Origin of the sequence: Ramlibacter sp., assembly GCF_036383835.1 — a bacterium.
GTDB lineage: Bacteria > Pseudomonadota > Gammaproteobacteria > Burkholderiales > Burkholderiaceae_C > Ramlibacter.
This window is the reverse complement of the sequence record NZ_DASVNN010000120.1, coordinates 65,702-84,977: the sequence shown is the minus strand read 5'-3', so window position 1 is coordinate 84,977 and position 19,276 is coordinate 65,702. Positions and strand designations below refer to the sequence as shown.

23 protein-coding genes and 1 pseudogene are annotated in these 19,276 nt (G+C 68.0%); 10 read left to right on the top strand and 14 right to left on the bottom strand.

What is annotated here, in order from left to right; genetic code table 11:
- Positions 1-61: 61 nt before the first annotated feature.
- Positions 62-631, bottom strand: coding sequence for a transcription elongation factor GreB (gene greB, locus VF522_RS19275; protein ID WP_330909932.1), 570 nt, complete (start codon positions 629-631; stop codon positions 62-64).
- Positions 632-843: 212 nt separating this feature from the next.
- Here greB and VF522_RS19270 point away from each other — a divergent pair, with 212 nt between their 5' ends.
- The 3 genes from VF522_RS19270 (at position 844) to VF522_RS19260 (ending at position 2,857) form a co-directional block, all read left to right on the top strand.
- Complete coding sequence (locus VF522_RS19270; protein ID WP_330909931.1) at positions 844-1,308, top strand: hypothetical protein; 465 nt, start codon at positions 844-846, stop codon at positions 1,306-1,308.
- 49 nt (positions 1,309-1,357) lie between these two features.
- Positions 1,358-1,627, top strand: a complete 270-nt coding sequence (locus VF522_RS19265) for a hypothetical protein (RefSeq protein WP_330909930.1) — start codon at positions 1,358-1,360, stop codon at positions 1,625-1,627.
- Between the two features lie 99 nt (positions 1,628-1,726).
- Positions 1,727-2,857: a DNA topoisomerase IB gene (locus tag VF522_RS19260; protein ID WP_330909928.1), complete on the top strand. Its 1,131-nt coding sequence runs from the start codon at positions 1,727-1,729 to the stop codon at positions 2,855-2,857.
- Between the two features lie 110 nt (positions 2,858-2,967).
- Here the strand turns inward: VF522_RS19260 and hpaI are convergent, their stop codons facing one another.
- The 4 genes from hpaI to VF522_RS19240 all read right to left on the bottom strand — a co-directional run bounded on the left by hpaI (position 2,968) and on the right by VF522_RS19240 (position 7,973).
- Positions 2,968-3,768 (bottom strand): 4-hydroxy-2-oxoheptanedioate aldolase, encoded by an 801-nt coding sequence (gene hpaI, locus VF522_RS19255; protein ID WP_330909927.1) that lies wholly within the window; start codon positions 3,766-3,768, stop codon positions 2,968-2,970.
- Complete coding sequence (locus VF522_RS19250) at positions 3,765-5,240, bottom strand: NAD-dependent succinate-semialdehyde dehydrogenase (RefSeq protein WP_330909926.1); 1,476 nt, start codon at positions 5,238-5,240, stop codon at positions 3,765-3,767. The genes hpaI and VF522_RS19250 overlap by 4 nt, the downstream gene beginning before the upstream one ends.
- Positions 5,241-5,353: 113 nt before the next feature.
- Complete coding sequence (locus VF522_RS19245) at positions 5,354-6,877, bottom strand: altronate dehydratase family protein (RefSeq protein WP_330909925.1); 1,524 nt, start codon at positions 6,875-6,877, stop codon at positions 5,354-5,356.
- 100 nt (positions 6,878-6,977) lie between these two features.
- Complete coding sequence (locus VF522_RS19240; protein ID WP_330909924.1) at positions 6,978-7,973, bottom strand: tripartite tricarboxylate transporter substrate binding protein; 996 nt, start codon at positions 7,971-7,973, stop codon at positions 6,978-6,980.
- 146 nt (positions 7,974-8,119) lie between these two features.
- Between VF522_RS19240 and VF522_RS19235 the strand changes: the two genes are divergently transcribed.
- Positions 8,120-9,124 carry a LysR substrate-binding domain-containing protein gene (locus VF522_RS19235; protein WP_330909923.1) on the top strand — a complete coding sequence of 335 codons (1,005 nt, stop codon included), beginning with the start codon at positions 8,120-8,122 and terminating at the stop codon, positions 9,122-9,124.
- Positions 9,125-9,131: 7 nt separating this feature from the next.
- On the opposite strand, the pseudogene VF522_RS19230 reads toward VF522_RS19235, so the two are convergent.
- Both VF522_RS19230 and treZ read right to left on the bottom strand, forming a co-directional pair.
- Positions 9,132-11,063: pseudogene (locus VF522_RS19230) on the bottom strand (amylo-alpha-1,6-glucosidase); the annotation flags it as partial.
- Complete coding sequence (gene treZ / locus VF522_RS19225; RefSeq protein ID WP_330909922.1) at positions 11,041-12,969, bottom strand: malto-oligosyltrehalose trehalohydrolase; 1,929 nt, start codon at positions 12,967-12,969, stop codon at positions 11,041-11,043. The pseudogene VF522_RS19230 and the gene treZ, both read right to left, overlap by 23 nt.
- 74 nt (positions 12,970-13,043) lie before the next feature.
- Here treZ and VF522_RS19220 point away from each other — a divergent pair, with 74 nt between their 5' ends.
- On the top strand, positions 13,044-14,018 hold the full coding sequence (locus VF522_RS19220) for a tripartite tricarboxylate transporter substrate binding protein (protein WP_330909921.1): 975 nt from the start codon (positions 13,044-13,046) through the stop codon (positions 14,016-14,018).
- 9 nt (positions 14,019-14,027) lie between these two features.
- Here the strand turns inward: VF522_RS19220 and VF522_RS19215 are convergent, their stop codons facing one another.
- Positions 14,028-14,276, bottom strand: coding sequence for a YodC family protein (locus VF522_RS19215; protein ID WP_330909920.1), 249 nt, complete (start codon positions 14,274-14,276; stop codon positions 14,028-14,030).
- 249 nt (positions 14,277-14,525) lie between these two features.
- Between VF522_RS19215 and VF522_RS19210 the strand changes: the two genes are divergently transcribed.
- Positions 14,526-14,681 carry a hypothetical protein gene (locus tag VF522_RS19210; protein ID WP_330909919.1) on the top strand — a complete coding sequence of 52 codons (156 nt, stop codon included), beginning with the start codon at positions 14,526-14,528 and terminating at the stop codon, positions 14,679-14,681.
- Positions 14,682-14,950: 269 nt separating this feature from the next.
- On the opposite strand, the gene VF522_RS19205 is transcribed toward VF522_RS19210, so the two are convergent.
- Positions 14,951-15,811, bottom strand: coding sequence for a hypothetical protein (locus VF522_RS19205; protein ID WP_330909918.1), 861 nt, complete (start codon positions 15,809-15,811; stop codon positions 14,951-14,953).
- A 368-nt stretch (positions 15,812-16,179) separates the two neighbouring features.
- Between VF522_RS19205 and VF522_RS19200 the strand changes: the two genes are divergently transcribed.
- The 4 genes from VF522_RS19200 to VF522_RS19185 all read left to right on the top strand — a co-directional run bounded on the left by VF522_RS19200 (position 16,180) and on the right by VF522_RS19185 (position 17,353).
- Complete coding sequence (locus tag VF522_RS19200; protein WP_330909917.1) at positions 16,180-16,557, top strand: response regulator; 378 nt, start codon at positions 16,180-16,182, stop codon at positions 16,555-16,557.
- Between the two features lie 6 nt (positions 16,558-16,563).
- Entirely contained in the window at positions 16,564-16,758 is a 195-nt protein-coding gene (locus tag VF522_RS19195) for a DUF2158 domain-containing protein (protein ID WP_330909916.1), read from the top strand.
- A gap of 217 nt (positions 16,759-16,975) precedes the next feature.
- Positions 16,976-17,185, top strand: coding sequence for a hypothetical protein (locus VF522_RS19190; RefSeq protein ID WP_330909915.1), 210 nt, complete (start codon positions 16,976-16,978; stop codon positions 17,183-17,185).
- 3 nt (positions 17,186-17,188) lie between these two features.
- Positions 17,189-17,353 (top strand): hypothetical protein, encoded by a 165-nt coding sequence (locus VF522_RS19185; protein WP_330909914.1) that lies wholly within the window; start codon positions 17,189-17,191, stop codon positions 17,351-17,353.
- Between the two features lie 87 nt (positions 17,354-17,440).
- On the opposite strand, the gene VF522_RS19180 is transcribed toward VF522_RS19185, so the two are convergent.
- From VF522_RS19180 to VF522_RS19160, 5 genes are all read right to left on the bottom strand, one after another.
- The gene (locus VF522_RS19180; protein ID WP_330909913.1) at positions 17,441-17,881 is read right to left on the bottom strand and encodes a DUF1353 domain-containing protein; all 441 of its coding nucleotides are present in this window, start codon (positions 17,879-17,881) and stop codon (positions 17,441-17,443) included.
- On the bottom strand, positions 17,878-18,015 hold the full coding sequence (locus tag VF522_RS19175) for a hypothetical protein (RefSeq protein WP_330909912.1): 138 nt from the start codon (positions 18,013-18,015) through the stop codon (positions 17,878-17,880). The genes VF522_RS19180 and VF522_RS19175 overlap by 4 nt, the downstream gene beginning before the upstream one ends.
- A 154-nt stretch (positions 18,016-18,169) precedes the next feature.
- Positions 18,170-18,370 carry a hypothetical protein gene (locus tag VF522_RS19170; RefSeq protein ID WP_330909911.1) on the bottom strand — a complete coding sequence of 67 codons (201 nt, stop codon included), beginning with the start codon at positions 18,368-18,370 and terminating at the stop codon, positions 18,170-18,172.
- The gene (locus VF522_RS19165) at positions 18,367-18,951 is read right to left on the bottom strand and encodes a glycoside hydrolase family 108 protein (RefSeq protein ID WP_330909910.1); all 585 of its coding nucleotides are present in this window, start codon (positions 18,949-18,951) and stop codon (positions 18,367-18,369) included. Before VF522_RS19165 ends, VF522_RS19170 begins: the two co-directional genes overlap by 4 nt.
- Positions 18,948-19,193: a hypothetical protein gene (locus VF522_RS19160; RefSeq protein WP_330909909.1), complete on the bottom strand. Its 246-nt coding sequence runs from the start codon at positions 19,191-19,193 to the stop codon at positions 18,948-18,950. The genes VF522_RS19165 and VF522_RS19160 overlap by 4 nt, the downstream gene beginning before the upstream one ends.
- Positions 19,194-19,276 lie beyond the last annotated feature (83 nt).

Sequence of the window (19,276 nt, the reverse complement as noted above, 5' to 3'; positions counted from 1 at the left end):
GAGCATCCGCCCCCCGCGTTTCCATGCCCTGGGTTCCCGCCTTCGCGGGAATGACGGTTGTTCAATGCGTCGTCGCGGACGCCGGATACTCCACCTTCAGGATCTCCACTTCCTTCGCCCCGCCCGGCGTCACCAGCCTCACCACGTCTCCCTCGCGCGCCTTGAGCAAGGCCCGCGCGATCGGCGAGATCCAGCTCACCTGCCCCTGCGCGCTGTCCGCCTCGTCGATGCCGAGGATGGTCACGGTGCGCTCGGTGCCGGTGTCCTCTTCCGCATACGTGACCGTCGCGCCGAAGAACACCTGGTCCGCGCCGTGGTGCACCGAAGGATCGGTGACCTCGGCCACTTCCAGGCGCTTGGTGAGGAAGCGGATGCGGCGATCGATCTCGCGCAGCCGCTTCTTGCCATAGAGGTAGTCGCCGTTCTCGGAACGGTCGCCGTTGCTGGCGGCCCAGTGCACCACTTCCACCACCTTGGGCCGCTCGTCGTCGATCAGCTGCAGCAGTTCGGCCCGCAGGCGCGCGTAGCCTTGCGGGGTCATGTAGTTCTTGCCGCCGGCCGGCAGGGGCGGCAGGCCGCCGCCTTCCTCGTCGTCCTCGGAATCGGTCTCGCGCGTGAACGCCTTGCTCATGCGCGAAGGATACCCACGCCGGTCGCCGCGTGACAGGGCCGGCGTCCTACAAGGAAGCCGGGCTGCCGGCGGTCAACCGGCACCTCCGGGTTGTGCGGAATTGGCGATTCCGGCCCGGCGGGCGGGTTTTCCCCTGCAATCGGAGGAGAGCCGCTTGGGGTCCCCTCCCTAGAATCCGCCGCATCACCCATCGGGCGCCGCCCGCACCACACGTGAAGTTCATCCAAGAGCCGCTGCTGGACCTGCCTGCGCTGGACACCGTCGCCGCCGTGCGCCGGCCGCTGGTCGCGGTGCTGCCGTTCCAGGCCGCCAGGGACGACCCCGCGCTGCGCCTGCTCGGAGGCGAAATCGCGGACCTGCTGCGCGACCGGCTCGAACGCGATCCCGCGCTGCAGGCGATCCTGATCAGCTCGGACTTCCTCGCCAAGGCGCCGCCGCATGCGGTGGAACTGATCTGCCGCGAACTGCGCGTGGGCCACCTGATCTCCGGCAAGTGCCACGGCAGCATCGCCGCGCCTTCGCTGTACGTGGAAGTGACGGACACGCGCGACTGGCACATCCACTGGGCCCACTTCTATCGGGAAGACGCGCGCGCGCTGCTCGCCCCCCGCGACGAGACGATGAACGACCTCGTCGCCTCGCTGCGGCGCCTGCTCGTGGAACATCCCGCGCGCTGAGGACCGTTCCGCCGTTCGGGGGATGTTGCCGCCTCTCCCACTGCCTAGCATGGCCGTCCAGAGAGGCAACAACGACATGTCCAGTTACTTCGTCGCACGTCGCGCCCAGCCCGACGGCATCCATGCAGTGCATGACCGCAGCCGCTGTCCGCCGGAGTGCTTCACGGCGGCCACCGAGTACCTCGGTGAGTTCCGCGAGACGACGCAGGCGGTGACCGTGGCGCGCCTGCGTTATGCGCACGCACGTGGCTGCACCTGCTGCGACCCCGTGTTCGCCACGCCGCCCGAACGCGTGCAACTCGCCCTCCTGCGTTCCTGAGCCCACCGATCGCCGGTCGCCGGCGGCGGCCGTCTTCGGGGAAGCCTAGCCCGCGTCCTACGTCAGCCGTGGCGGGGCCCCATCGATACTGGGCCGCACATGCACTGCAGCCCGGTCCTCGCCGCCACACCCGCGGACCCGCGCGAAGCCGCGGAGTCGGCCGGGCTCGTCTACGTGAGCGACGAGGACCGCGGCATCCGGCGCGAGCGCAATGGCGAGGGCTTCGTCTACTTCAAGCCGAATGGCGACCGCCTCACGGACGAAGCGGGGCTGGAGCGCATCCGCAAGCTCGCGGTGCCGCCGGCCTACACCGAGGTGTGGATCTGCACCCGGGCCAACGGGCACCTGCAGGCCACCGGCCGCGACGCGCGCGGCCGCAAGCAGTACCGCTACCACCCGCAGTTCCGCGAGGTGCGCGAGAGCACCAAGTACGAACACATGCTCGAGTTCGCGCGCGCCCTGCCCGCGGTCCGCGCGAAGCTCGCCGAGCATATGGCCTTGCGCGGGTTGCCGCGCGAGAAGGTGCTGGCCACCGTCGTGCACCTGCTGGAAACCACGCTGATCCGCGTGGGCAACGACGACTACGCGAAAGAGAACAAGAGCTACGGCCTCACCACGCTGCGCAACCCGCACGTGAAGGTCGACGGCTCGGAGCTGCGCTTCCAGTTCAAGGGCAAGAGCGGCAAGATCTGGCGCCTGCAGGTGAAGGACCGCCGCATCGCGAAGATCGTGCGCGCCTGCCAGGAGTTGCCGGGGCAGCGGCTCTTCCAATACCAGGACGGCGACCAACTGCGCGAGGTGACCTCCGCCGACGTCAACGCCTACCTCAGGGAGATCACCGGCAGCGACATCACGGCCAAGGACTTCCGCACCTGGGCGGGCACGGTGATGGCGGCCATGGCGCTGCAGGAGTTCGAGGCCTTCGACACCCAGGCCGTGCAGAAGAAGAACCTGAAGGCCGCGATCGAGCGCGTGGCCTCGCGCCTGGGCAACACGCCGACGATCTGCCGCAAGTGCTACATCCACCCGGAGGTGCTCAACGCCTACGTCGAAGGCAAGCTGCTGCTGGAGGTGAAGCGTGAGGCGGAGAGGGAACCGAAGGAAGACCTCGCGCGCCTCAAGCCGGAGGAGGCGGCGGTTCTGGCGATGCTGGAGAAGAGGCTGCAGCGCACGCTGGAGGGAGCGCTGCAGGAGAGTTTGACGATGGTGAAGAAGCGCAGGAAACGATGAATCGTCATCCCCGCGGAGGCGGGGATCCAGGGCGTTGAAAAGCAGAAAGCGGCCAACGGCCGCTTTTTTCCGAAAGCCCTGGGTTCCCGCCTGCGCGGGAATGACGGGGTTCAGTAGGCTGCGCCCGCCTTTACCGCCACCTGCGGCCCGCGTCCGAACTCCGCCGCCAGCTTGCGCGCCGCATTCGCATACATCAGCACGTCGACCCCCGTCGCCACGAACGTCGCACCCAGTTCCAGGTAGCGACGCGCGAGCTGGTTGTCGCTGGTCAGGATGCCGGCGGCCTTGCCGCTCTTGACGATGCGGCGGATCGCATCCTCGATCGCTGCCTGCACTTCCGGATACCCCGGCTTGCCGCGATGGCCCAGCGAAGCCGACAGGTCGGCCGGGCCGATGAACACGCCGTCGATGCCCTCCACCGCGCAGATCGCGTCCAGGTTCTTCAGCGCCGTCACGGTCTCGGCCTGCGCCAACAGGCAGACCTCGTCGTCGGCCACGTCGAGATACTCGCTGCGCTGGCTCCAGCGCGAAACACGGCCCACCGCGCTGCCGACGCCGCGGATGCCGCCGGGCGGATAGCGGGTGGCGCGCACCAGCTGCTGCGCCTGCTCCGCCGTGTCCACCATCGGGATCAGCAGGTTCTGCGCGCCGATGTCCAGCAGCTGCTTCACCAGCGCCACTTCACCGGCCACCGCACGCACGACCGGCTGCGAGCGATAGGGCGCGACCGCCTGCAGCGCGGCCAGCGTGCTGCGCAGGTCGTTGGGCGCGTGCTCGCCGTCGATCAGAAGCCAGTCGAAGCCGGCGGTGGCGCTCACCTCCGCCAGGTAGGGGTCGGCCATCGACAGCCACAGGCCGACCTGCGGCTGCTTGGCCGCCAGGGCCTTCTTGAAGGGATTACCGGGATTCAACGCAGGCCTCCTTGGCACAGGTACTTCACATGCAGGTAGTCGTCGAGCCCGTGGCGCGAACCCTCGCGGCCATAGCCGGACTCCTTGACGCCGCCGAAGGGCGCGGCTTCCGCGGCCAGCGCGCCTTCGTTGATGCCGACGATACCCGTTTCGAGGCGCTCGGCAACGCGCCAGATCCGCGCCGGATCCTGCGAGTAGAAGTACGAAGCCAGTCCGAAAGGCGTGTCGTTGGCGAGGCGCACGGCCTCGTCTTCGTCACGGAAGGTGAACACCGGCACCACGGGGCCGAAGGTCTCCTCGCAGGAGAGCTCCATCGCGGGGGTCGCGTCGACCAGCACCGTGGGCGCGTAGTAGTGCCCCGCACCGACGCCTTGCAGGCGCTGGCCGCCGGCCACGGCCCTGGCGCCCTTGGCGACCGCATCGCGCACGTGGCGATCGATCTTGTCGACCGCGCGGGCGTTGATCATGGGGCCGATCTGCGATCCGGCATCCGTCGCCGGCCCGACCTTCAGCGCCGACACGCGCGCCGCCAGCTTGTCGACGAAGCGCGCATGCACGGCCTCGTGCACGTACACGCGGTTGGGGCAGACACAGGTCTGGCCGCCGTTGCGGAACTTGGAGACCATCAGGCCTTCGACCGCGGCGTCGAGGTCGGCGTCCTCGAACACGATGAAGGGCGCATTGCCGCCCAGCTCCAGCGACAGCTTCTTCAGCGTGTCGGCGGAAGCGCGCGCGAGGTGCTTGCCCACCGGCGTGGAGCCGGTGAAGGTGATCTTGCGCACGCGGGAATCCTTCAGCCACACGTCGACCACTTCCGGCGTGCGCTCGCGCGAAGCCAGCACCAGGTTGATCGTGCCGGGCGGGAAGCCGGCTTCGTGCGCCAGTTGCACCAGGGCGGCGGCCGTGAGCGGCGTGTCTTCGGCGGGCTTGGCGACCACCGTGCAGCCGGCGGCCAGCGCGGGCGCCAGCTTGCGCGCGATCATCGCCAGCGGAAAGTTCCAGGGCGTGATCGCCGCGACCACGCCGACCGGCTCCTTCACGGCCATCAGCTTCTTGCCGCGCACCGGCTCGGGGATCACGTCGCCGTGCGTGCGCGTCGCCTCCTCGGCGAACCACTCGACGTAGGAAGCGCCATAGAGCACTTCGCCGCGCGCCTCGGCCAGCGGCTTGCCCTGCTCGCTGGAGATGATCTTCGCCAGGTCTTCCTGGTGCGCGACGATCAGGTCGTTCCACTTCTTCAGCAGCTGCGCGCGTTCGCGCCCGGTGCGCTCGCGCCAGGCGGGAAAGGCGGCCTGCGCCGCGTCGAGCGCCGCCTGTGCGTCGGCGGCATTGCTGTCGGCGACCTGCGCGATCGCCTGCAGCGTGGCGGGATCGGTGACCGCGAGCTCGCGGCCATCGCGGGCGGCGAGCCATTCACCGTTGATGAAGTTCTTGGTACGCAGCAGTTCGCCGCGCTTCAGTGTGCCCAGCATGGAGGACTCCAGAAGTTTCGTCATTCCCGCGGAGGCGGGAATCCAGGGCGTCCAGGAAGCCCTGGTTCCCCGCCTTCGCGGGGATGACGGGGATGGCGGGGATGACGGAGAAATTAACTGACGATGCCCAGATGCCAGGGCACGAACTCGTTGTCGCCGAGGTTCAGCAACTCCGACTTCGTCTTATCCCCCGAAGCATGCTTCAGGATCGCGTCGAAGATGCGCTGGCCCATCTGCTCCACGTCCACCTCGCCGTCGAGGATGGCGCCGCAGTTGATGTCCATGTCGTTCTTCAGCTTCGTGAACATCGGCGTGTTCGTCGCCAGCTTGATCGTCGGCGCCGGCTTGGAGCCGAACATCGAGCCGCGGCCGGTGGTGAAGCAGATCAGGTTGGCGCCGCTGGCGATCTGGCCGGTCGCCGCCACCGGGTCGTAGCCCGGCGAATCCATGAAGACGAAGCCGTTGGTGTCGATCGGCTCGGCGTACTCGTACACGCCCTGCAGGGGCGTGGTGCCGCCCTTCATGGCGGAACCCAGCGACTTCTCGAAGATGTTCGCCAGGCCGCCCGCCTGGTTGCCCGGGCCGACGACGCCGTTGAACTGGCCGTTGTGCCCGCGGGTGTATTCCTCCCACCAGGCCAGGCGATCGAGCAGCTTCTGGCCGACTTCCGGCGTGACCGCGCGGCGCGTCAGCATGTATTCGACGCCGTGGATCTCCGGCGTCTCCGACAGGATCGCGGTGCCGCCATGGCGCACCAGGATGTCCATCGCCGCGCCCAGCGCGGGATTGGCCGTGATGCCGGAGAAGCCGTCGGAACCGCCGCACTCCAGGCCGATCTTGATGTGGCTCGCGCTCACCGGCTGCCGCTGGTACGCATTGGCCAGCGGCAGCATCGCCTCGATCGCCTCGATGCCGGCATCGATCGTTTCCTGCGTGCCGCCCACTTCCTGCATCACCATCGTGCGCAGCAGGCGGCCCTTCTCCAGGCCCTGCGAGTCGACCAGGTCGGCGACCTGGTTGCGTTCGCAACCGAGGCCGACGATCAGCACGCCCGCCAGGTTGGGATGGCGCGCATAACCCGCCAGCGTGCGGCGCAGCAGGTCGAAGTGCGGGCTCGGCGAGGACATGCCGCAGCCGGTGGTCTGCGGGAAGGCCGCGACGCCGTCGACGTTGGGATAGTCCTTCAGCCGCTCCGGCGTGAAGTGCGCGGCGATGCGGCTGATCACCGTCGCCGAGCAGTTCACCGACGACAGGATGCCGATGAAGTTGCGCGTGCCCACGCGGCCGTCCTCGCGCACGTAACCCATGAAGGTCGCGCGCTCGGCTTCCGGCAGGTACTGCACCGGCTTCACGTCCAGGCCGAAGCCGGGATCGCGGTCGAAATCGACCAGCTTGAGGTTGTGCGAGTGCACGTAGTCCCCCGGCTCGATGTCGCGCGCCGCCACGCCGATCACGGCGTTGTACTTGCGCACCGGCTCGCCCTCGGCGATGCGGCGCGCCGCGATCTTGTGGCCCGCGGGAACCTGCGCGCGCACCTTCACGTCGAACTCGGGCAGCGCCTGGCCCAGGGCCAGCGGCGCCTTGGCCACCAGGACGTTGTCGTCCGGGTGCAGGCGGATCAGGGGACTTCCGTTCATGAAATAAATATCCTCTCCCAGGCTTGTCCGCGATGCGGCCGGCGCCTCCCCTCTCCGCAAGCGGAGAGGGCCCGCGCCTTCGGGCGGCCGTGCGGCACGGTCAACCCTTTTCCAGCAGTTCCTTGAGCTTCAGGCGCTGGATCAGCTGCGTCTCACGCTCGTACACCTGGCCGACGTACTTCTTGTAGTCGGGGCCGTCGAGGTACATCACGGGCGCGTCGATCCTGGCGGCCACCGCCTTGAACTCGTCGCTGTTGACGGCGAAGCGGAAGGCCTCGCGCAGCTTCTTCTCCACGTCGGCCGGCAGGCCGGCGGGCGCGCCGATGCCGTTGGGGGCGTCGACCACGACCTTGTAGCCCAGCTCCTTGAGCGTCGGCGTGTCCTTGAAGCGCGGCGTGCGCTGCTCGCCCCAGGTGGCCAGCAGGCGCAGCTTGCCGGCTTCGACGTGCGGGGCCCAGGAGCTGGAGTCCGCCAGCATGTCGACCTGGCCGCCCAGGGTGTCGTTCAGCGCCGCGGAGCCGCCCTTGTAGGCGATGGCGTTCAGCTGGATGCCGGCGGCCATGGCGAATTCCTCCATGCCCACGTGCGTGGCGCCGCCGACGCCGGCGTGCGCGTAGGTCACCTTGCCGGGGTTGGCCTTGGCGTAGGCGACCATCTCCTTCAGGCTCTTGAACTTCGACTCGGGCAGCACCGCGATGCCGAAGGTCTGGCCGGAGGTGCGGGCCAGGAAGGTGAAGTCCTTGCGCGGATCGGCCTGCAGGCTGCCGAGCTGCGAGAAGCGGGTGACGGAGATCGGGATCTGGCCGATGGTGTAGCCGTCCGGCCTGGCCGCGGCGATCGCCTTGGCGCCGATCATGCCGGCGGCGCCGGCGCGGTTGTCGACGGCGATGGGCTGCTTCAGCACGCGCGAGGCGACCTGGCAGATGGCGCGCATCGAGGCGTCGGCGGTGCCGCCCGCCGGCCAGGGGCAGATGAACTGGATCGGACGCGACGGGAATTCCTGCGCGCTGGCGAAGCCGGGCAGCAGCAGGCCGGCGGCGCCGGCGGCAGTGCCCAGCAGCAGGCTGCGGCGCGGCACCAGGATCTCTTGGGTCATTGTCTTCCTCGCGGGAATGGTTGGATGGAAAAGCACGGGCGCCCTCCCTGGGGCGCCTCGCGCCGCGATTGTTCCCCGTCCGGACATAACGATCCAATCGATTTCCGGAATCGCTTCATGAGCTGCTGGTTATGTACCATCGCGGGATGGCCCAGATCGACCGCGTCCTGCGTTCCAACATCAAGCTGCGACACCTGCAACTGGTGGTGGCTCTCGACGAGTTCCGGCACCTTGGCCGCACCGCCGAATTCCTCTCGGTGACGCAACCGGCCGTGTCCAAGATGCTCAGCGAAGTCGAGAACATGCTGGGCCTCACGCTCTTCGAGCGCTCCACCCGCGGCAGCGAACCCACTGCGAGCGGCCGCTCCATCGTGCGCTTCGCCCGCTCGGTGCTGGCCGAATACGAGCGCACCCGCGACGAGATCGCCGCGGAGGAAAGCGGCGCCGCCGGGCGCACGCGCGTCGGCTCGATGGTGGTGGCGCTACCCACCCTGCTGGGACGCGCCGTCGAATTGCTGAAGCAGCGCTCGGCGCAGGCCACCGTGCTGGTGGAGGAAGGCGACCTCACGCGACTGCTGCCGCGGCTGCGCCTCGGCGAACTCGACCTCTTCGTGGGCCGCCTCGAACCGGGCTACGCCGCGCCCGACCTGGACACCGAAGCGCTGTACAACGAGCCGATGATGGCGGTGGTCGCGCCCGGTCATCCGCTCGCGGCCAGGGCCAGGGTCGGCTGGCAGGACCTCGCGCAGCTGCCCTGCGTGCTGCCGCCGCCCTGGGCATCGCTGCGCGTGAAGCTGGAGCAGCAGTTCCACAGGCACGGCCTGGCGCCGCCCACCGACCTGGTGGAGACCGCCTCCTTCCTCGCGCAGCTCGCCTTCGTGCAGCGGCGCGGCGCGGCGGGCTTCATGGCGCAGTCCGTGGCGCGCTACTTCGAGTCCACCGGCAGCGTGCGCGTGCTCAAGCTCGCGGTGCCGGTGGAGCTGCCCTCGATCGGCCTGATCACTATGCGTGGACGGCCGCTGACGACCACGACGTCGCAGCTGATGGAGTGCCTGCGGCAGGCTGCTGCCGAATCAGGTGCCGGCACTTCACCAGGATCCGCAGCACCTCGGCGACGCTCCACGCCTGCGCGACGCACCCGCGCGGGGTGAACGGCGGCTCGGCGTCGAAGATCTCGCTGATCGATCCGATGCACGCCTCGCCCAGGTGCGCGGCGAAGCCGTCGATCAGCTGCTCGATGCCGTGGCCGTCTTCCGGGTGCACCTTCAGCCAGGCGTCGGCGAAGGGACCGGCCAGCCAGCCCCACACCGTGCCCTGGTGGTACGCGGCGTCCCGCGCGCGCAAGTCGCCGTCGTAGGTCGGCTTGTAGTCGGGATGGCCGGGCGCGAGCGAGCGCAAGCCCACCGGCGTGACCAGCAGGCGCTGCGCGACGTCCAGCACGCTGCGCCAACGCTCGGGGTCCAGCACCGGGTTCGGCAGCGCGATGGAGAACACCTGGTTGGGGCGGATCGCGGGATCGTCGCCGCCCTCGCCGTCGACCAGGTCGTACAGGCACCCGGTCTGCGGATTCCAGAAGCGCCGGTTGAAGTTCTCGTAGACGCGCTGCGCGTGCTGCGCCATCTCGTGCGCGCGCTGTTCCTCGCCCTCCTCGCGCAGCCAGCGCTCCATCAGCCGCAGCGCGTTGTAGAACAGCGCGTTCAGTTCCACGGTCTTGCCGCGCCGCGGCGTCACCACCCAGCCATCCACCTTGGCGTCCATCCAGGTGAGCTGGTAGCCCTCGGCGCCCTGCTTCAGCAGGCCGTCGCGATGGTCGACGCCGATGTTGAAGCGCGTGCCGCGCAGGTGGTGTTCGACGATCGACAGGAAGGTCGGGATCGCATGCCGCAGCGTGAGCCGGTCGCCCGTGGCCTGCACGTAGCGGTCCATCGCGTGGAAGAACCACAGCGTGGCGTCGGCCGTGTGGTACAGGCCTTCGTTCTGGCCCTCGGGGAACATGTTGGGGATCAGGCCGTCCTTCACGTAGTGCAGGAAGGTGCGCAGGATGTAGCCCGCTTCCGCATGGCGGCCGGTGGTGAGCGTCAGGCCTTCCAGGCTGATCATCGTGTCGCGGCCCCAGTCGGTGAACCAGTGGTAGCCGGCGATCACCGTGCGCGCCTGGTCGCCTTCGGCGAGCGCGCGGGCCGCATCGGCCTGGCGGCTGAAGGGCGCGATGATGAACTGGTCGGCGGCCAGCACCAGTTCGGCGGCGCGGCCGTTGCGCGCGGCCGGGTCGGCCTGTTCGAGCAGCCGCTCGCGGCGCGCGTGTTCGGCGCCCAGCGCCTGCTGCGGCGTCATGGCGTGGATCGTGTCCCAGCTCTCGGTGGACGCGATCAGCGTGCATTCCTCGCCCGGTCCCAGCTCCGCGCGGAAGCGGCCGGGCGTCCACACGCGGCCGCGCGCCGCGTAGCCGCGCGCCGCCTCGATGCGATAGAAGAACTCCTCGAAGTTGCCGCCTTCCAGCACCAGCTGCGGATCGCGTCCGAGCATGGTCATGCGCAGCGGCGGCAGGTGCGGATTCTGTTCGGAGTGCACCTCGAAGCGCTGGTTCATCACGTGCAGGCGGCAGGGCTCGTCGTAGCCCTCTTCCACCGGCAGTTCGTGGCCGCGGAAGTGCAGGCGCGGCCGCAGGATCAGGCGCGCGCCGTGGCTGCCCGCGGTCATGCGGTAGTTCACGTGCACGGTGTTCTGGCCGTAGGGCAGCAGGATGCGCTTCTCGATCACGACCTCGCCCACGCGGTAGGTCCACACGGGCAGGCCCATCTCGAGGCGGAACTCGGTGAGCACGTCCGGCATTTCGAACGACTGCTCGGGGCGTTCCTCGCCGGCCAGGCGGATGGTGCGGCGATCGGGCAGGCGCACCCACTCGCCGAGGTGGCTGAGCATCACGGTGCGGCCGATCGGCGTCGGCAGCGCCGCGATCAACAGGCCGTGGTAACGCCGCGTGGCCACGCCGGCAACGGAACCGGAGGCATAGCCGCCGAGGCCGTTCGTGACGAGCCACTCGCGCGTGAGCAGCTGTTCGGGGCTTTCATTCCTGCCCGTCCAGGGCACCTTGTTCAGGATGGCTTCGGCCAACGTCTTCCTCCTCCAGAGGTTCGGGAAAGAGCACGGCGAGCGCGTGTGCCGGCAATCGCCAGCCGTGCTCGCCATCGGGTTCGATCATTCCGTTGCCGCCCCAGCGCGGCTCCTCGCTGTGCCACAGCAGCTTCCAGCGGCAGCCCTGCGGCGGCGCCAGCAGCGGCTCGGGCATGGGCTGCAGCGGCAGCGTCGCACCGAGGTTCACGACGACCAGGCGCGTGTCGCCCGCATCGCCCAGGAAGCGCAGCAGGAAGGCCTCGGGGCCCAGCACCGCGCCGTGCATGCGCGCGCTGTCCTGCAGCGCGAACACCGGGTCCTCGCGGCGCAGGCGCAGCAGCTCCTTGTGCATCGCCAGCACGTGCGCATTGCTTTGCCGTTCCGAGTGGTCCAGCTTGCATCGCCGGAAGGTCCCTTCATCCGCGGGGATGGCGAGCAGCTTGCCACCGTCTTCGCTCGCGATGTTGGGAAACTGGGTCATGAAGTCGTGCCGCCCCTTGCGAACCAGCACGTCGAGCTCGTCCTCGTGGCGCGCGAAGTAGAGGAAGGGCGCGCTCGCCGCGAACTCCTGGCCCTGGAACAGCAGCGGCGTGGCGGGCGTCAGCAACAGCAGCGCCGTGAGCGCGCGATGGCGGCCCGGCGAGGTGAGCTGGTGCAGGCGCTGGCCGCGCGCGCTGTTGGCGACCTGGTCGTGGTTCTGCAGGAACTGCACGAAGGCTTGCGCCGGCAGGTCCAGCGCCGGATGGCCGCGCCGCTTCTTCTGCCAGCCGTAGTACTGGCCCTGGTACAGGAAGCCCCACTTCAGCGAGGAGATCAATTCCTGCGGCGTGCCGCGCGTCTCCGAGTAGTAGGCCTCGCCGGCGCCGATCGCGGCGACCGTCGCACTGTGGTGGAAGTCGTCGTTCCACAGTGCATCGAGCCCCATGCCGCCGCGGTCCACCGGCCGGGCGAGTTCGGCGTGCTGCGGTTCGTTCTCCGCCACGAGGTAGATGCTGCGATGCGCCGCTGCGGCCCGCGCGCGCTCCGCGATCTCCGCCACGATGTGCTTGCCGCTCGCATCGAACAGGCACTGCGTCGCATCGAGGCGCAGGCCGTCGAAATGGAACTCCGAGATCCAGTACGCCGCGTTGCCGGCGAAGAATTCGCGCACCGGGGCGCTGTGCTCGCCGTCGAAGTCGATCGCATCGCCCCACTCGTTCTCGTAGCGGCCGGTCAGGTAGTGCGGCGAAAAGCGCGGCAGGTAGTTGCCGCTCGGCCCGAAGTGGTTGTAGACGACGTCGTGGATCACCCCGAGCCCCACGGCATGCGCGCGGTCGATGAAGTGCCGCAGTTCGTCCGGCGTGCCGTACAGGCGCGTCGGCGCATACAGGTGGACGCCGTCGTAGCCCCAGCCGAAGGGGCCGTTGAACTCGTTCACCGGCATCAGTTCGAGCACGGTGATCCCGACGTCCCTCAGGTACTCGAGATGTCGTTCCGCCGCGGCATAGGTGCCCTCCGGCGTGAAGGTGCCGACGTGCAGTTCGTACAGCACCTGGCCGCGCGCCGTGATCCCCGGCCAGCGGCCATCGCTCCACTCGAACGCGGCGGGATCGACCACTTCGGAAGGACCGTGCGGCCCTTCGGGCTGCCAGCGCGAGGCCGGATCGGCGAAGGCCTCCTTGCGATCCAGCCGGAAGCGGTAGCGCGTGCCGGGCCGCGCCTGCGCACCCCAGCCGGAGAAGTAGCCGCCGGTTTCGGCATCCAGGCGCAGCGCGCGCGCAGCATCGGGGCCTTCGAACGCCACGTCCACTTCGCGCGCCGCCGGGGCCCACACGCGGAAATGCGTTCCCTGCCCGGGCCGGAATTCGGCGCCGGCCGGAAGGCGCCTCGTCGTGCTTTGCATGGCCTTTGCTTCGTCCCGCATTCCTCGGGCATCATCAAGCACCGCACGCAACCGTTGCCGTAGGAGACCAGCCCGTGAATCAGCCGATGACATGGACGCGGCGCACCATGGTGGGTGCCACGCTCGCGCTGGCCGCGCCCTTCGCGGGTGCGCAGGCCTTTCCCAACCGGCCCTTGCGCATCCTGGTCGGCTACGCAGCGGGCGGCGGTGTCGACGCGATGGCGCGCATGCTCGCGCAACGCCTGCCCGCGGCGCTGGGGCAGCAGGTGGTGGTGGAGAACCGCGCGGGGGCCTCGGGCATGATCGCCGCCGAAGCGGTGGCCCGCTCCGCGCCGGATGGCTACACCCTGTTGATGGGCGAGACCGGCATGCTGATCACCTCGCACCTGCAGCCGCGCGCGAACCTCGATCCGATCAAGTCCTTCACGCCCGTGGCCGGCGCTTTCGTCGCGCCGCTGATGGTGGTGGTGAACAACGAACTGCCGGCGGCGACGCCGCAGGAGCTGATCGCGCTCCTGAAGAAGAATCCCGGCAGGTATTCCTATGCGACCTCGGGCGTCGGCACGGTGCACCACCTGGGCTTCGAGCTGATGAAGGCACGCACCGGCGCCTTCATCGTGCACATCCCCTATCGCGGCGCGGCGCAGATCCTCCCGGACGTGATCAGCGGCCAGGTGCCGATCGGCGTGGTGAGCGCCGCCGCGGGACTGGCGCAGGCACGTTCGGGCCGCGTGCGCGCGATCGCGTTGATGAACACCGGCAAGCTGGCGGGAGCCGAGAACGTGCATGCGATGGCCGACGCGCTGCCCGGTTTCAACGTCGCGCCGCGCGTGATGCTGCTCGCGCCCGCCGGCACGCCGCAAGCGGTGGTCGACAAGCTCGATGAAGCGGTGCGCGGCGTGCTGGAAAGCAGCGACCTGCGGCAAACGGCCGCGCAACAGGGCGCCGTGCCGGCCTACATGCCGCAGGCGGCGCTCGCCACGGCGCTCGCGGGCGAGTCCGCGGAATGGGCCCGGATCATCAAGGCGCAGAACATCGCGGCGCAATAGGCGGCGGCCTCACGGGGAAGCGGCGCTCTCCTGCGGAGGTGACTGCGTCGGGATGCCTTGGCTGGCGCGCTGCGCGGCGCGGCGCTCGCGGCTGATGTCGCTGAGGGAGCTGAAAAGGAAGGTGCCCTGGTGCAGGCCGATGCCCGCGTACCACTGGCAATAGGCCGAATCGCCGCTCACCGCCCTCACCACCATCGGCGGTCCGCCCGACCTGAGCCGGACCACGTCCCCTGCTTCGAACTGCTCGTCGTGTTGCACCGGCGGATTCTCCCGTGGGGCGCTGCGCGGCAGCCCTGGCATTGCGCCCCACGTGGGCGTAGGACATGCCGCACAGGGACGCGCGGGTCGAACTTTCGGCTTCGCACGGGCTCGCCGATGTTCGCGGCGCACCATCGATGCTGGCTGGACCTGGGCCCACTACCTAGTCTACTTGGAGGTGTCGGACCGAGCCGATGCTCCCTAAGATCGCGCGCTTACACGCGGCAACAGCGTGGCGCAGGGGGTTACATGGTGGAGAGACTTCTCGATGCGGCCGGCCGGGCCGGCGAAGTGCAGCTGCTGCTCGCAGCCTTGTCGGTGTTCGCCTGCATCGCATTTGCAGTGGTGACGGTGGTGCGCTGGGCTCCCGACTACCTGGGCATGGCAGCGGCCCTCCTGCGCTGAGAGAAGACACATGGTCGACTCGGGAGCGGCACGACGGTGCATGCCCAAGAAAAACGGGCTAGATGCATGAACATCTAACCCGTTGATCTAGAACCGAAATTCTGGTGCGGCTGGCAGGATTCGAACCCACGACCCCTTGGTTCGTAGCCTGCTCTGAAGAACAAGGGGCCATGTAGATCAACGGGTTACGGGCGTCCATACCATCCGTTGTGACGAAGAGCGCCTAGGGGCGTCGGAACGAGTCACGCAGAAGTCACGCAGCAACCACGTCACCTGCGGGAGGATCTCGCTGCTGCATCAGCGCCCGCGGCGACCTTCTCAGGCAGGTCGTTCTTCCAACTGTCGCGGATCTTGAACGAGCTCAGCACCAGCCCAGCCTTCTTGCCGCGGACAACGGCGGCATCGAACACGCTGAACCGAATGTCGTCCTTCTGTCTCGGGTCGGCGTAGATCACGAACTCGCCGGCACCGTTCTTCAGCTGCTTGGTGTAGGACCTCTTGCGATCGTCGACGTTGATCTGGAAGCCGAGACTGAACAGCCGTTGCTCGGCCCACTTCAGGCTGAAGTCGCCCTCGGCCGGGCGCGCGCCCTTCCAGAACAGGTTCTCGTCGACAAGAAGCGGGCTGTCCTTGGGGCCCAAGATGTAGACGGTCTCGACCTTTCGCCGCGCCTCCAGTGCCACGTGCTCCTGGTTCCGCGCCTCTTCTTCGCCCGAAGAGAACTCGCCGTTCCAGTGCACTCGCGCAAGCCCCATGACAGCACGCATCACGATGCACTGATGCGTTCGACCATAGCCGATCAGGTGCCGCCGAAGTCCTTCAGGAAACGCGAACCCCTGCTCGTAATAGCTCTGAGCTCCTTGACGGCAGAGAGGGCAGTTCGCTCGGGCGCCGAAAAGGTCGGGCCTCGTGTCTTCCCCAAGCGGCTCGGTCCACTCGATGATCTTCTCGACGACATCTGCCTCCCACCCTCGGGAGGCAGCGCGGGTCTTGCACGAAAAGTACGAGCGAAGAAGGTCGCCGAACTGATCGGGCGCGAGGGAGATGATGTCCCATCGCGCCATGAACAGGTCTTGCCGCAGCTGCCGCTCGACGGGAGTTTCGTTCGGCGGAGGTGGATGCAGCCGCACGGTCTCCTCCTAGCATGCTGCTCGAATCGGGGCCTTCTGAGGTGCCGCAGTATAGGCGTGCGTAGTTGCGTAGCACCCTCCAAATGGCCTAAGACTTTCGTCTGAACATCTAGATGGTGATCGCGATGCAAGCGACCGCGTGGCCCCTGCGTGCGCCCCTTGGCGCCGAGCGGAGCTGGCCAGAACTCGACGCCCCAACTGATCTCCTGGGCAGGCAATGAGTTCAAGTTCGATCTTTAACACTACTGCCCGGCACCTGTAGGCGCGGTCCTACGATGTGCTCGGCTATAACCCTACTGCATTTCATGATCGATGCACATTCAATGTGCGTCGTCGTTAGTCGCCCGCTGGGCAGCATGAGGAGATGTATGGCGGGCGCGTTCCCCGTGCTGATCATCGAGGACTCGCAACATATGCAGAGTGCATTGCGAGACCTCGTTCAAAGCGTCGGCCACTTCCGTGTGGTCAAGACAGCTACGGGCGAAACGAATGCGACCGATTGGCTGCAGCAGCACTGCCCGTGGAAGGTCGCCATCGTCGATCTGATGCTTGCAGAGGGCTCTGGCTTTGGCGTGGTGCGGCGGTGCAAAAGCGAAAAGCCGGACGGCAAAGTCGTCGTCTTTAGCGAGTTTGCCTCCCCAGCGGTGAAAGAGCGCTGCCTGGCGTTGGGCGCGGACGCTGCGTTCCTCAAGTCCGAACTGAAGTCGTTCATCCACTACCTCGAGGGTGTTGGCAATTCCGCCTAAGCGACCATGAACGAAACACCAGAGATCGAAAAGGGAATGGTGGTCCGCCTCAAGAGCGGCGGGCCACCATTGGTGGTGCGCTCCGTGACCACCAACGAGGCCTACTGCGAGTGGTTCACAGAAACAGAACGACGTCAGGGCACGTTCTTGCTGAAGACGCTGGAGGTCGTCGAAGCGGCTCCGCCATCGGCAACCGCTTAGGGGCCGGTGCTTGCATTGAGGCCCGTTCGCTCCCGCTTTCCGGGCATGCGGGGTTTCCGCAACAGTCAACGCTACGCTCATCGCCCAATACTGGGCAGACGCGGTGTTCGCATGCCAACATTCCGCCCCGGAGAAGGGGAGGAACCTTTTGGGCTTCAGATCGCTGTTTTCGCGGTGGGCACACGCATTCACGAGGCGCCCGCAGCAGACAGAACCCATGCGGTGGATCGCCTACCGCCTGAGGCGATGGCCGAAGATCGACGGCGCGCCGAATCGAACCGAGTTGCTGCGAGCACTATCCGTCATGACCCACAGGCCGGTGACCGCGACTTGGTTCGCGCACCAAGTGGGCTGGAAGGTCGTCGCGGCGCGCGCGTACCTGGATGAATTGGTGCAGCACGGGACAGCCACAAAGGATCTTCACTGAGCGATGGCGACGTCCGTAGCCGCATTCCTTCGCGACATGCTTGCGCATATGTGGGCAGAGACTCAGCCCTGCGACGAGCCGGATACGGTCATCGATTCCGATGATTACGACGATCGGGTCGCGCTCGAACCCAACGAAAGCCAGCAAGGCCGCACGCGGGGCGAGTGATCTGCATCACCGTCGGTCGTGCCGCGCCGCCTCACGATCCGCTCCATGCGGCGAGTGCGAACAACAGGAAGCGCATGGGTTCTCCGGTTAGGCCAGGGATGAAGGACAGGGGCAGTCGCACGGCGCGCACTGGTCGGGCACCGCGTTTGCAGGGTCGGAGGCCGGATCGGCGAAGACGCGCACGGCCAGATGCCAGAGCCACGCTCGCGGCGGCCACATGCCGTCTTCGCGGCAGATGCGGTGGAAGAGCGCGTCCGCCTCGGCGCGGTGCTTGTGATCCAGAAGACCCATCCGCATCAGCTGGTAGAGCGCGTCGTGGTCCAGCGAGCCGCGCATGGAGCTCTTGCTGTCGTAGGTCGGCCCGCTGGCGCCATCCCACGCGTAGCCGGCGCTGATGGTCAGCGTGCCGTCCTTGTCCAGCGCGATCCAGTCGGTGACGACCGGCCGATCCGGTTTGATGCCGGTGCGCTCGACGTGCGGCCGGCGCAGCTGGTACTTGTAGCCGGTGCCGTACTGGATGCAGCTCACCCGCCGCTCCCGCCGCCATGCGCAGCAGCGACCAGCTCGCACGCGCGGTAATAGGCGCTGACCTCGCTGAGGGTGGCGAACTGGCGCGACTTGAGCAGCCTACCCAGCCAGCCGCGGCGGATTGGCACACGCATGCCTGGCGAGTCCGGATGCCAAAGGAGCACGACGGGGCTCACTTCCTCGTCCCCAGCGGCGTGTCGCTGCGATACGTGATCGCAGCATCGACGTTGATGGACAGGCCTGCGCAGCCGGAGAGCAGCAGGGCGGCAAGGATCAGCGTGGCGCGTTTCATGGCGTCCTCCAGTGCTTCTTCACGGTCGACGGCGGGGGCGGCGCGTGCAGTGCGCGGCGAGCGGTGAAATGGCCGGACAACTCGCCGCCGGCTCCGCAGGTGCAGGACCAGCGCGGCGACTGCCCTTGCTGCGCGTACTCCGCGGGATAGGGATCGCCGCACTTCGGGCAGTCGGCGCCGGCGTGCTTCGTGGTCATGCGCTGCCCTCATCCAGCTGCACGCGGTGCAAGATCTGGCCGTAGACGAAGGCTTCGTCTTTCGGGCGGGCCTCGGCGAGCTCGATGTAGAAGGCACCCTGCAGGCTGTTCAGCGCGCGCAGCATCACCTTCTTGCCATCGGCGCCGCGCCAGCGCATGAACGCCTTGAAGGCTTCCACCGTGACCGGGCCCACGTCCGCATCCACGAACAGGTCCGCGTAGCGGCTGCCGTTGGCGTTGAACACGTTCAGCGCGCGCTGGAAGAACTCCGCCGCTCGGTGCGGGCCCATGTTCACGCCGGTGTCGATCAGCTCCAGGCCGACCTGCGCGTCCACCGCGGCGATGCGGTCGAAATTCGGGCGGATGATGTAGCGCCGGCGGTAGATCTCGCGAGCCAGCGCCAGCGGCAGGTCCCGCATGTCGTCCTGGTAGCCGTTCGATCGCGCCACGGCCTGCGTGATGCCGTAGCGGGTTGGCCCGCCGCTGTCGGCCGGGTGGTCGACGTAGCCGCCGGCGGGATCTGTGCGCCAGCCGGGGGCCTCGTTGTCGAGGATCGCGTCGATGCTGGATTCGTAGTTCACGTCGGGCCCTTTCCCACGAAGTGCGACAGCGCCCAGGTGGCCGCACTTCCGAGCGATGCCGACGCGCCTCCCAGCAGCATCAGCACCTTCCAGCCGCCCTTGGCCTCGGCCATCTGCAGTTGCATGGACTGGATAGCCGTGCTCATGGTCGCGACGGTCTCGGTCAGCAGCCGGTTCGACTCCAGCAGCTGCTCCACATGGGCCTGCAGGCGGCCAAATTCCTGAGGATCGATTTCAGACATGGGCGCCTCGTCGGTGCCGCGAGACGGCGTTGATGCTTTCGATTTCACCCATTCGGGCGATGCCATGGCCGAGCAGGTCGAGC

Bases quoted from the DNA above. Each gene is read 5' to 3' on its own strand.
- VF522_RS19245 (WP_330909925.1), bottom strand. From the start codon at position 6,877: ATGAACGGAAGTCCCCTGATCCGCCTGCACCCGGACGACAACGTCCTG.
- VF522_RS19195 (WP_330909916.1), top strand. From the start codon at position 16,564: ATGAACGAAACACCAGAGATCGAAAAGGGAATGGTGGTCCGCCTCAAG.
- treZ (WP_330909922.1), bottom strand. From the start codon at position 12,969: ATGCAAAGCACGACGAGGCGCCTTCCGGCCGGCGCCGAATTCCGGCCC.
- VF522_RS19240 (WP_330909924.1), bottom strand. From the start codon at position 7,973: ATGACCCAAGAGATCCTGGTGCCGCGCCGCAGCCTGCTGCTGGGCACT.
- VF522_RS19265 (WP_330909930.1), top strand. From the start codon at position 1,358: ATGGCCGTCCAGAGAGGCAACAACGACATGTCCAGTTACTTCGTCGCA.
- VF522_RS19250 (WP_330909926.1), bottom strand. From the start codon at position 5,240: ATGCTGGGCACACTGAAGCGCGGCGAACTGCTGCGTACCAAGAACTTC.
- VF522_RS19190 (WP_330909915.1), top strand. From the start codon at position 16,976: ATGCGGTGGATCGCCTACCGCCTGAGGCGATGGCCGAAGATCGACGGC.
- VF522_RS19210 (WP_330909919.1), top strand. From the start codon at position 14,526: ATGGTGGAGAGACTTCTCGATGCGGCCGGCCGGGCCGGCGAAGTGCAG.
- VF522_RS19170 (WP_330909911.1), bottom strand. From the start codon at position 18,370: ATGACCACGAAGCACGCCGGCGCCGACTGCCCGAAGTGCGGCGATCCC.
- VF522_RS19175 (WP_330909912.1), bottom strand. From the start codon at position 18,015: ATGCGTGTGCCAATCCGCCGCGGCTGGCTGGGTAGGCTGCTCAAGTCG.
- greB (WP_330909932.1), bottom strand. From the start codon at position 631: ATGAGCAAGGCGTTCACGCGCGAGACCGATTCCGAGGACGACGAGGAA.
- VF522_RS19235 (WP_330909923.1), top strand. From the start codon at position 8,120: ATGGCCCAGATCGACCGCGTCCTGCGTTCCAACATCAAGCTGCGACAC.
- VF522_RS19160 (WP_330909909.1), bottom strand. From the start codon at position 19,193: ATGTCTGAAATCGATCCTCAGGAATTTGGCCGCCTGCAGGCCCATGTG.
- VF522_RS19185 (WP_330909914.1), top strand. From the start codon at position 17,189: ATGGCGACGTCCGTAGCCGCATTCCTTCGCGACATGCTTGCGCATATG.
- VF522_RS19260 (WP_330909928.1), top strand. From the start codon at position 1,727: ATGCACTGCAGCCCGGTCCTCGCCGCCACACCCGCGGACCCGCGCGAA.
- VF522_RS19200 (WP_330909917.1), top strand. From the start codon at position 16,180: ATGGCGGGCGCGTTCCCCGTGCTGATCATCGAGGACTCGCAACATATG.